The sequence below is a fragment of the Actinoplanes sp. NPDC049265 genome, from assembly GCF_043197135.1.
Lineage (GTDB): Bacteria > Actinomycetota > Actinomycetes > Mycobacteriales > Micromonosporaceae > Actinoplanes.
Genome location: NZ_JBICSP010000063.1, coordinates 1 through 1,819, shown reverse-complemented (window position 1 = coordinate 1,819; position 1,819 = coordinate 1). Strand labels below are relative to the sequence as shown.

Here is a 1,819-nt window from a genome sequence, read left to right as displayed (position 1 = left end):
ACTTTTAATCCTTAGGTTCAGGGTTCGAGTCCCTGGCGGCCCACCCTTTTTGCCTGCGGTTTCACCCCGCCCGACTGTCCACGTTGGTGTTTGGAAGCTCGGCGTCGACCCGTGGAAGCTCGGCCCTTTCGCGGTGCTGGGTGGCGCTTGCAGGTCTCTGAACTGGTCTTTTGTGCTGCAGGTGTGGTGTTAGCTGGGCTGACGCTGGAGGGCTTTGCCTTCGGCCGGCTGGGTCCGCGGCGCCGGTTTTTGGCTTTGATCTTGGCGCGGGCTCCGCGGGCGGTGGTGAGGATCAGGCGGGCGGTGGCTTCGGCGGCGCGGTGGTGGGTGGCGGGTAGGACGCTGGTGTAGGTGTCGGCGGTGAGCACGATGCTGGCGTGTCCGAGTTGGTCCTGGATGGCTTTGAGGTCGACGCCTGCGGCGTGGGCGAGGGTGGCGGCGCCGTGGCGCAGGTCGTGCAGGCGCACTGGTGGGAGCCCGGCCAGGTTGATCAGGAACCGCAGCCGGTGGGTGAGGTAGTTCGGGTGGTATGGCCTGCCGTCGGGACGGGTGAACACGTAGTTGCTCTGGCGCCAGGCGCGGCCGGTGGCCGTGTACAGCCACTTCTGTTTCTTCTGGTGCTGGGTCAGGATCTGGGCGGTGCGCCGGTCCAGCGCGATGGTGCGGCAGCTGGCCGCGGACTTGGGCGGGCCCTCGATGACCTCGTGGCCGACGGTGGTGCGCTGCGAGGAGATGGTCAACTGCCGTCGGTCGAGGTCGACGTCCTGCCAGCGCAGCCCGCAGACTTCACCCCGGCGCAGACCGCGGAGGGCGACCAGCCACCACAGCGGGTAGAGCGGATCCTGCTCGACGAAGTCCAGGAACTCGGTCAGCTGGTCCGCCGTCCACACCGCCACCGCGGGCCGCCGGCCGTCCTCCCGCCATTGCTCGACGCGGCCTTCGGTCCACACCACGGCGTGGGGGCGGCGGGTGGCGGGCATCTCGACCCGGCGGGCGGGATTGTCGGTGACTAGGCCGTCGCGGATGGCGGCGTTGTAGGCGGCTCGCAGGGTGGCGCGGACCCGTTGCAGGGTGCCGGCCGAGCGGGGCTGCCCGGCGGGTGTGGTATTGCGGGCGAGCTCGGCGAACATGGCGGTGAGGTGGCGGCTGGTGACGTCGGCGAGTTTCATCGTTCCGATCGCGGGGATCAGGTGCATCTCCACGTGTCGGGTGTAGGAGTGCAGCGTGGTCGGGCGGATCGAGACCCGGGTGGTCAGCCAGTACCGCAGCCACTGGGCGACGGTCCACTTCCGGCCGGCGAACTCCTCGCACGACTGCTCCAGCATCTCGCTGCGGGCCTGACGGGCGGCGGCCTGGGTGGCGAACCCGCCTCGCCGGACCTGCTCAGAATGCCCCCACAGGTTCTTGAACCGGCATTGGAAGTACCAGGTCCCGTGCCCGCGCTCGCCCAGCCGGTGACACCGGCGGCCGATCTTGCGCCTGGTGCCCGGTTCCCGACATCCGCACAGCTTGAAGACTCCCGACACCGGCATGCGTCCTCCCCAGACCACGGATCTCCAGGTCAGTCAGAATCACAGGCTGGCGGTTGGCCGTGATAGTTCAAGCGGCCAATATCGGTTTCTGGTCCTCCAATCGGGGACGGCAGGCTCTCCGGCCGTGGGCCCATCCTGGAGTCACTGCTCGACGCGGCCGTCGATCCGAACCACGGCTGAAGGGGCGGTTGCCGACATCTGGACCCGGCGACGCTCTCGGCATCAGCCATCCTCTGCGCAGAGCGACGTACGCCGAGCCCCGACGGCATCCGGATCTGCCGATGTGA

Annotated in this window: 1 protein-coding gene; it reads right to left on the bottom strand. The window is 68.7% G+C overall.

The genetic code is table 11. From position 1 onward, the window contains the following. Positions 1–17 precede the first annotated feature (17 nt). Positions 18–1,532: a tyrosine recombinase XerC gene (gene xerC, locus ACGFIO_RS44310; protein ID WP_392837319.1), complete on the bottom strand. Its 1,515-nt coding sequence runs from the start codon at positions 1,530–1,532 to the stop codon at positions 18–20. Positions 1,533–1,819 lie beyond the last annotated feature (287 nt).